7 protein-coding genes and 1 pseudogene are annotated in these 8,399 nt (G+C 70.9%); 4 read left to right on the top strand and 4 right to left on the bottom strand.

What is annotated here, in order from left to right; genetic code table 11:
* Window positions 1–42: 42 nt before the first annotated feature.
* The 3 genes and pseudogenes from MTQ10_RS07795 to MTQ10_RS07785 form a co-directional block, all read left to right on the top strand.
* Window positions 43–1,170 (top strand): annotated as a pseudogene (locus MTQ10_RS07795) (TerD family protein); the annotation flags it as partial.
* A 223-nt stretch (window positions 1,171–1,393) separates the two neighbouring features.
* Complete coding sequence (locus MTQ10_RS07790; protein WP_247463713.1) at window positions 1,394–2,404, top strand: TerC family protein; 1,011 nt, start codon at window positions 1,394–1,396, stop codon at window positions 2,402–2,404.
* A 118-nt stretch (window positions 2,405–2,522) separates the two neighbouring features.
* Window positions 2,523–3,623, top strand: a complete 1,101-nt coding sequence (locus MTQ10_RS07785; protein ID WP_247463710.1) for a calcium:proton antiporter — start codon at window positions 2,523–2,525, stop codon at window positions 3,621–3,623.
* A gap of 294 nt (window positions 3,624–3,917) precedes the next feature.
* On the opposite strand, the gene MTQ10_RS07775 is transcribed toward MTQ10_RS07785, so the two are convergent.
* A complete protein-coding gene (locus MTQ10_RS07775) occupies window positions 3,918–4,964 on the bottom strand; it encodes a S66 family peptidase (RefSeq protein WP_247463707.1) in 1,047 nt (348 codons plus the stop codon).
* 120 nt (window positions 4,965–5,084) lie between these two features.
* Between MTQ10_RS07775 and aroQ the strand changes: the two genes are divergently transcribed.
* Window positions 5,085–5,558, top strand: a complete 474-nt coding sequence (gene aroQ, locus MTQ10_RS07770) for a type II 3-dehydroquinate dehydratase (protein ID WP_247463704.1) — start codon at window positions 5,085–5,087, stop codon at window positions 5,556–5,558.
* Between the two features lie 71 nt (window positions 5,559–5,629).
* Here aroQ and MTQ10_RS07765 read toward each other — a convergent pair whose 3' ends face one another.
* The 3 genes from MTQ10_RS07765 to MTQ10_RS07755 are packed head-to-tail and all read right to left on the bottom strand — an operon-like array spanning window position 5,630 to window position 8,132.
* Complete coding sequence (locus MTQ10_RS07765) at window positions 5,630–6,382, bottom strand: amino acid ABC transporter ATP-binding protein (protein ID WP_247463702.1); 753 nt, start codon at window positions 6,380–6,382, stop codon at window positions 5,630–5,632.
* The gene (locus MTQ10_RS07760; RefSeq protein ID WP_247463699.1) at window positions 6,379–7,260 is read right to left on the bottom strand and encodes an amino acid ABC transporter permease; all 882 of its coding nucleotides are present in this window, start codon (window positions 7,258–7,260) and stop codon (window positions 6,379–6,381) included. Before MTQ10_RS07760 ends, MTQ10_RS07765 begins: the two co-directional genes overlap by 4 nt.
* Window positions 7,257–8,132 carry an ABC transporter substrate-binding protein gene (locus MTQ10_RS07755; RefSeq protein ID WP_247463696.1) on the bottom strand — a complete coding sequence of 292 codons (876 nt, stop codon included), beginning with the start codon at window positions 8,130–8,132 and terminating at the stop codon, window positions 7,257–7,259. Before MTQ10_RS07755 ends, MTQ10_RS07760 begins: the two co-directional genes overlap by 4 nt.
* Window positions 8,133–8,399 lie beyond the last annotated feature (267 nt).

The following is an 8,399-nucleotide window of genomic DNA, read 5'->3' as shown; positions in this document are numbered from 1 at the left end:
AACATGCCCCACACCTGGTTGTAGAGCCGCTCGTCCATCGTCCAGCCGGTCGCGGGCGACGCGACCGGCTGGACGATGGACGAGCGGCTCTACAACCAGGTGTGGGGCATGTTCGAGGACCTGGCCCGTACGACCGCCGCCTACCGCAGCGCGGTCGACTTCGCGGACTCCCGCATGGAGAAGGAACTCGACCAGGTGCTGTCCGACCCGCGCCACCGCATCGGCGGCCACGGGGAGGCGGCACGGGAGGCGGCCCGGGCCCGTCACGCCGACCTCGTCGGCCAGGCCCGGCAGGTGCTGGACCGCGACCTCGCCCAGCTGCAGGCCGAGGCCGATGTCGTCGAGCCCGCCCTGCCCCCGGCGTACGCCCGCTGGGACAACCCCGTGTGGCACGGCTACCGGGTGCCGATGGAGATGCCCATGGCGCTGCGGGCCGGCGATCTGTACCTGCCCGAGAGCGACCCGCTGCGCATACCCCTGCTGCTGCGGCTGCCGCTGGAGCGCGGCGTGTGGATCGACAGCGGACGCGCCGCTTCCCTCGACGGCTCGTTCACCGACTCGCACGAGATGCGGCACCGGGCCATGGAGACCGCGGTGGCGCTGGCCGCGCGGCTGCTCGCGGTGCATCCGGCCGGTGAGTTCACGGTGCATGTCATCGATCCCGCGGGCTCCGCGGTCCAGCCGCTGGCGCCGCTGGTGGGGACGGGTGTCCTGGCCGGGCCTCCCGCGGTGGGCGCCGCCGGCGTCACGCAGGTGCTGGAGCGGCTGACCGAGCGGGTCGACCTGGTGCAGATGGCGGTGCGCGGCGGTGCGGCCGACTCGCTGCCGCCCGGTCTGGACACCGCGCAGCAACTGCTGCTGGTCAACGACTTCCCGCACGGTTTCGACGACCGGGCCGTGACACGGCTGCGCTACCTTGCCGACGAGGGGCCCTCGGTCGGGGTGCATCTGCTGATGGTCGCCGACCGGGAGGACTCCGCCGGTTACGGTCCGTTGCTGGACCCGCTGTGGCGGTCGCTGCTGCGGCTCACCCCGGTGGCGGACGATCATCTCGCCGACCCGTGGGTCGGGCACGCCTGGACCTTCGAACCGTCCCTCGTCCCGGCGGGCAGCCAGGTCCTCCAGCAGGTCCTCACCCAGGTCGCCCAGGCCCGCGCCAAGCTCAGGTAAAACACCTCTCACCTGCACACTTGGCATTTCCTTTGTCAAACACGTTACCAATTCTTGGTTATTCGGTTACGGTAGTCCCCACGGAGGGGAGTACTCCCTGTCACTGCGGCGCACCCGTCAATACGGATCCGACCGATCCCGGGGCGCCGGCCCGTCAAGGGTGGAAGAGACCTCCAGCGCGCAACGACGTACCTCACATGCCGTTACGACTGCCGGAGGCGCAGTGGATGTTTCCCCGACCCTGTGGGTCCTGACCGTCACGGGCCTGGCCGCCCTCATCGCGATCGATTTCGTCATCGGCCGCAAACCGCACGAGGTGTCCCTGAAGGAAGCCGGCACCTGGACGGTCGTCTGGATCGCTCTGGCCGGACTCTTCGGACTCGGACTGTTCCTGTTCGGCGGCGGCCGGCCCGCCGGAGAGTTCTTCGCCGGCTTCATCACCGAGAAGTCCCTCAGCGTCGACAACCTCTTCGTCTTCGTCCTGATCATGGCGAAGTTCGCGGTGCCGTCGCGGTACCAGCAGCGGGTCCTCCTCGTCGGAGTCCTCATAGCCCTGGTCCTGCGGGCCGTGTTCATCGCGGCGGGCGCGGCGATCCTCGCCAGCTTCGCATGGGTGTTCTACCTGTTCGGTGCCTTCCTCATCTGGACCGCCTGGAAGCTCATCCAGGAGGCACGGGCCGACCAGGAGGACGAGGAGAACGAAGAATACGAGGAGAACAAACTGCTGAAGGCCGTCGAGCGCCGCTTCGGCGTCGCCGACCGCTACCACGGCACCAAGCTGTGGATCACGCAGCACGGCAAGCGCGTCATGACCCCGATGCTGGTCGTGATGCTCGCCATCGGCACCACCGACGTCCTGTTCGCGCTGGACTCCATCCCTGCGATCTTCGGCCTGACGCAGGACCCGTACATCGTCTTCACCGCCAACGCCTTCGCGCTGATGGGCCTGCGGCAGCTGTACTTCCTCATCGGCGGCCTGCTGCGCAAGCTCGTCCACCTGTCGTACGGCCTGTCGGTCATCCTCGGCTTCATCGGCGTGAAGCTGGTGCTGCACGCCCTGCACGAGTCGGGGGTGCACGTCCCGCAGATCGGCATCCCCGTCTCCCTCGGCGTGATCTGCGGCGTCCTCGCCGTCACGACCGTCACCAGCCTGCGCTCCTCGAAGAAGGCGGCCGAGCGGCAGAGCGCGGACACGCCGGAGAAGAGCCCCGCGACGGACAGCGTCCCCGGCTGACCCCCCACGCCACCGACCCGGAACCGAAGGAGGACGACCCATCACCCGCACGGCGCGAACCCCCGACCGGCGCACGGACCGGAATGCGAACCCCGAAGGCCTCTGCGACGATCGCCCCATGATCGCTCGGCTCAGGTCGCTCACCTCCCGGTGGACCACCGTCGTGCCGGTCGTCGCGGTCGTCCTGCTGGTGGTCACCTGGGGACGGCATCTGCCGGGCTGGACCGTCGCCCTGGTGACGCTGGTCCTGGCCGGATCCGTGCTGGCGGCGGTCCACCACGCCGAGGTGGTCGCCCACCGGGTGGGGGAACCGTTCGGCTCCCTCGTCCTGGCCGTCGCCGTCACGATCATCGAAGTGGCGCTGATCGTCACCCTCATGCTCGACGGCGGCGACAAGAGCGCCACGCTGGCCAGAGACACCGTCTTCGCCGCCGTGATGATCACCTGCAACGGCGTCGTCGGCGCGAGCCTGCTCGTCGGATCACTGCGCCACGGCACGGCGATCTTCAACCCTGAGGGCACCGGGGCCGCCCTCGCCACCGTCGCGACGCTGGCCACGCTCAGCCTCGTACTGCCGACCTTCACCACGAGCAAACCGGGCCCCGAGTTCTCGACGGTCCAGCTCAGCTTCGCCGCCGTCTCCTCGATCGTCCTGTACGGCCTGTTCGTGGCGACCCAGACCATCCGGCACCGCGACTACTTCCTGCCGCTCACCCGCCAGGGCGAGGTGATCACCGGCGAGGACCACGCCGAGGCGCCGCCCGCCCGCACCGCCCTGGTCAGCCTCGGACTGCTGGGCCTGGCACTGGTCGGAGTGGTCGGCCTGGCCAAAGGCGTGTCACCGGCCATCGAGTCCGGGGTGGAGGCGGCGGGACTGCCTCAAGCCGTCGTCGGAGTGGTCATCGCCCTGCTGGTGCTGCTGCCCGAGACCATCGCTGCCCTGCGCGCCGCCCGCCGGGACCGCGTCCAGACCAGCCTCAACCTGGCCCTCGGCTCCGCCATGGCCAGCATCGGACTCACGATCCCCGCGGTCGCGCTCGCCTCGGTGTGGCTCACCGGCCCGCTCACCCTCGGCCTCGGCGCGACCCACATGGTGCTGCTCGCCCTGACCGTCGTCGTCAGCTCCCTGACCGTCGTACCTGGCCGGGCGACACCACTGCAGGGCGGCGTGCATCTCGTGCTCCTCGCGGCCTACCTGGAGCTGGCGATCAACCCCTGACGCCCGGCCCGCCGAGCGCCACCAGCCCGGCCGGGCCGCCCCCAGGGCAGGCGCCGAGCCCCGGGCAGGCCAGGCCGCGCTCACTCCAGGAACGGCTCCCGCACCGGCACCACCACCGGACGCGTCTTTGGCAGCAGCGTGAAACAGCCGAAGCTGAACAGCGCGACGGCCGTCAGATACGCGCCCACCCCCACGGCACGGTGCCGCCCCGCTCGGCGCGCCGTCGGCTGCAACCTCGGCGGTGTGCTCGGTGGGGCGCCGACGCCGATCGGGGCGACCTCGCTGTCGCCCCGGTCAGTAGGTGACGGTGATGCGCCGGGCGGGGCCGTCGACGCGGATCGTGCCGCCGTAGGGCAGGACGAGCTGCGGATCGGTGTGGCCGAAGTCCACATCGAACACGATCATCGTGTCGGGGGCGTAGGTGCGCATCGCGCGCAGGATCGCCTCACGCTGCTCGGCGGCGTAACGGTCGCTCTCCTCGGGCGAGTGGGGCCGCTCGAAGGACCAGGTCTTGGGGCGGCCCACCAGCAGGGCCGGGAACCGCTGGAGCAGGCCCCGCTCGCCCATGTTGCGCAGCGTGCGGAACACCTCCGTGCCGCTCGGCATTTCCTCCGAGGTCTCCAGCAGCAGCACCCCGCCGTCGTACACGGACAGGTCGTGGGAGATCTCCCGGTCGGCCATCAGAAGCCACGCGACGATCTCCAGACAGCCGCCCCAGCTGCGGCCCTCCACCACCCGGTCGGCGTTCACCCACTGCCAGCCGGTGCCCGGCCGGGTCTCCGGCTCGACCTCGAACGTCGCCGGGTCGGCCCAGTCCCGGTCCACGTCCCGCCACCGCTCGGCGGGCCGCAGCTCGTACTCGCCCGGCGTGAACAGCGCCGCCCGCAGTGACTCCTCGGTCAGCGGGGCCATCGCGCCGGGACGGCCGAGCGCCGCCATCACGGTCGCGCCGTGGAAGCCGACGATGCCCGTGTTGTAGAGGAACATCAGCAGGTTGGTGTTGTCGCTCATCCCGAAGAACGGCTTCGGGTTGGCCCGGATCAACTCCCGGTCCAGACACGGCAGGACGGTGATCATGTCGTCGCCGCCGATCGACGCCATCACCGCCTTCACGGTGGGGTCGGCGAACGCGGCGTGGATGTCGGCGGCCCGCTCCTCGGGCGTGGCCCCCGTCTTCCGGGTCGCCGGATACTCCACCGGCTCCAGGCCGAATTCCTCGCGCAACCGCTGAAGCCCCAGCTCGTGGGGGAGGGGAAGCAGGCCCGGAAGCCCGGCCCCAGGGGAGATGACGGCCATGCGGTCGCCGGGTGACGGCTTGGGCGGGTAGGAGATCGTCGTCATGCCCGGATGCTAGATGCCGCGGCGACGGCCGCGCACCGCGATATCCGCGCAGCGTGATACACCGGGTGCGAGCAGCGGCCCGCCGGGCCGCCCCCTGCCCATGAACGGACCGGAGGAACCGTGCCCCGCACCCTGGCCAGCGCCCCGATCATGATTCTCAACGGCCCCAATCTGAACCTGCTGGGGCAGCGCCAGCCGGAGATCTACGGCTCCGACACGCTCGCCGACGTCGAGGCGCTGTGCGCGAGGACGGCCGCCGCGCACGGGGCGACGGTCGACTTCCGCCAGTCCAACCACGAGGGCGAGCTGGTCGACTGGATCCACGAGGCACGGCTCGGCCACTGCGGCATCGTCATCAACCCCGCCGCCTACTCGCACACCTCGGTCGCCCTCCTCGACGCCCTCAACACCTGCGACGGACTGCCGGTGATCGAGGTGCACATCTCCAACATCCACCAGCGCGAGACGTTCCGCCACCACTCGTACGTGTCGCTGAGGGCGGACGGTGTCATCGCCGGGTGCGGGGTGCAGGGGTACGCGTTCGCCGTGGAGCGGGTGGCCGCCCTGGCGGGCCCGGCACGCACCGACGCGTAGCGGAAGCCGGGGAGCGGCGTGCAAGGACCGCCCGCCATGGCGAGGGCCCCTCGCCGGCCCGCCCCCTCCGGCTACAGGCGCCCCGCCTCCACGATGCGCCGCAGGAAGCGCCGAGTGCGCTCCTGCTGCGGATCGCCGAACACCTCCTGGGCGGTGCCCCGTTCCAGCACCACACCACCCTCCAGGAAGCACACCTGGTCGGCGACGTCCCGGGCGAAGCCCATCTCGTGCGTGGCCAGCACCATCGTCATGCCCTCGTCCTTCAGGCCGCGCACGACGGCGAGAACCTCGCCCACCAGCTCCGGGTCGAGCGCGGCGGTGATCTCGTCGAGCAGCAGCAGCCGGGGCCGCACGGCGAGGGCGCGCACGATCGCCACACGCTGTTGCTGCCCCCCGCTGAGCCGGTCCGGGTACTCGCCCGCCTTCTCGGCGAGCCCCAGCCGCTCCAGCAGCTCGCGGGCGTGCTCCTCCGCCTCCGCCCGGCCCACGCCATGCACCCGGCGCGGTGCGAGCGTGATGTTCTCCAGCACCGTCATGTGCGGGAAGAGGTTGTACGACTGGAACACCACACCGATCCGGCGCCGCACCGCGTCCTGGTCCGCACGCGGGTCGGTGATCTCCTCCCCGTCCAGCCAGATCGCGCCGTCGTCGATCTCCTCCAGCAGATTGGCGCAGCGCAGCAGCGTCGACTTGCCGGAGCCGGACGCGCCGATGAGCGCCGTCACGGTGTGCGGGGCGACCTCCAGGTCCACGTCCCGCAGGACGAGCGAGTCACCGAACGACTTGCGGACCGCCTCCATCCGCAGCACGGGCGTCTCCTTCATGCCGTCCCTCCCTGGGTCCGCCGGCTGTCCAGCCGGGCCGTCACCCAGTCCGTGAACCGAGTCATCGGGATGGTCAGCGCCACGAACACCAGCCCCGCGACGATGTACGGCGTGTAGTTGAGGCTGCGCCCCACGATGATGTCCGCCGCCCGCACCGCGTCCACCGCGCCGCCGATCGACACGAGCCCCGTGTCCTTCTGCAGCGACACCAGGTCGTTGAGCAGCGGCGGTACCTGACGCCGTACCGCCTGCGGCAGCACGACGTACCGCAGTGCCTGACGGTTGGTCAGGCCCAGCGAGCGGGCCGCCGCGCGCTGGGACGGATGCACGGACTCGATGCCCGCGCGGAACACCTCCGCGACGTACGCCGAATACGTCAGCGTGAGCGCCGTGCCGCCCAGCAGCACCGGATCGACGGTCACGCCCTGTAGCCGCAGCGCCGGCACCCCCAGTACCACGATCATCAGATTGATGATCAGCGGCAGGCCCCGGAAGAAGTCGGTGTACGCGGCGGCCAGCACCCGCAACGGGAAGAACACCGGGCCGCGCAGGGTCCGCGCGACAGCGATCAGCATGCCGAGCACGAGCACGGCGGCCCCGCACACCAGCAGCAGCCGGACGTTCAGCCACAGCCCTTCGAGGACCTTCGGCAGCGCCTCGCGCGCGTACCCCGCGTCGAAGAACGTCTCCTTGGTGCGCGGCCAGCCGGGCGCGCTGACGACGACGAGATACAGGGCGACGCCCGTGACGAGCGTGGACAGGGCCGCGATCGCGGTCGCCCGGCGGGCGCGGGCACGCTTGAACCGCTCCCGCTCCAGCCGCCGCCGCGAGGGCGTGTACGAGTCGCGCGTGCCCTCCGGCTCCTCGGTGAGCGTCACTTCAGGACCGGGGCGTCGACGGCGTCCGACAGCCACTGCTGCTCCAGCTTCGCCAGTGTGCCGTCCTCGTGCAGGGCGTCCACCGCGCCGCTCACGCACGACGTGAGGGCGCTGCCCTTGTCGAGGACGAGGCCGAACTGCTCCGGGCTGCCGCCCCGGTTCTCGAACTGGCCGACGATCCTCGCGTCGGTCACCTCGGCGGCCGTGATGTAGAAGGCGGTCGGCAGATCGGTGACGATCGCGTCGACCTGGCCGTTCTTCAGCGCGGACTTGGCCTGGTCGTTCTTGGCGTACACAGCGGGCGCCCGCTTCGGCCGCACCACGTCGTTGATGTGGTCGAGGCTGGTGGTGCCGACCTGGGCGCCCAGCTTGACGTCCCTCAGATCGGCGAGGCTCTTCGCCGACGCGGCCTTGGAGCCCTTCAGCGCGACGACGGCCTGCCGCACGTCGTAGTAGCCGGAGGAGAAGTCCACCGCCTTCTTGCGTTCCTCGCTGACGGAGACCTGGTTGATGTCGAAGTCGAAGGTCTTCTCGCCGGGCGCGAACGCCTTGTTGAACGGCACGCTCTGCCACACCACGGCGTCCTTGCCGTAGCCGAGCCGCTGGGCGACGGCGTACGCGACGGCGGACTCGAAGCCCTTGCCGTTGGACGGGTCGTCGTCCTTGAACCAGGGCTCGTACGCGGGCTTGTCGGTGGCGATCGTCAGCTTGCCGCGCGTCTTCGTGGCCAACTCGCCGGCCCGGCAGGTGTCCACGGACGGCCGGGAGGCGGTGTCCCCCTCCGGCTGCGGGGCACAGCCGACGGCGGCGGCGAGGCAGGCGGCGGTGGCGGTGACGGCGGCGCGGCGCATGATGCGGGCGACAGAGATCATGGCGCGAGAGTGGCAGCGCACCCGCATCTTGTCGAGATCACACCAAAGTTTGTCCGGATGGTGGGAACGGGTGTTGCGGGCGTGTGAACAGCGCTTTCCGCGTGTTGCCGGGGCCGCCGGACGAGGGCGGGGAAAAGGGCCGGCGGCCCCGGCCGCCCGGGAGCCGTCGTCCCGTGCGGGGCACTGACCAGTTGACCGCACCCGCTCGTGTCGCGGGAGCGCGCGCGGGGCATGTGCGCGTGCACGCCGTTCACACGGGGCGCGTGA

Source organism: Streptomyces sp. XM83C (assembly GCF_023072675.1).
Lineage (GTDB): Bacteria > Actinomycetota > Actinomycetes > Streptomycetales > Streptomycetaceae > Streptomyces > Streptomyces thermocoprophilus.
Note: the sequence above shows the minus strand (reverse complement) of the source record. Positions and strands in the feature narration are given on the sequence as shown.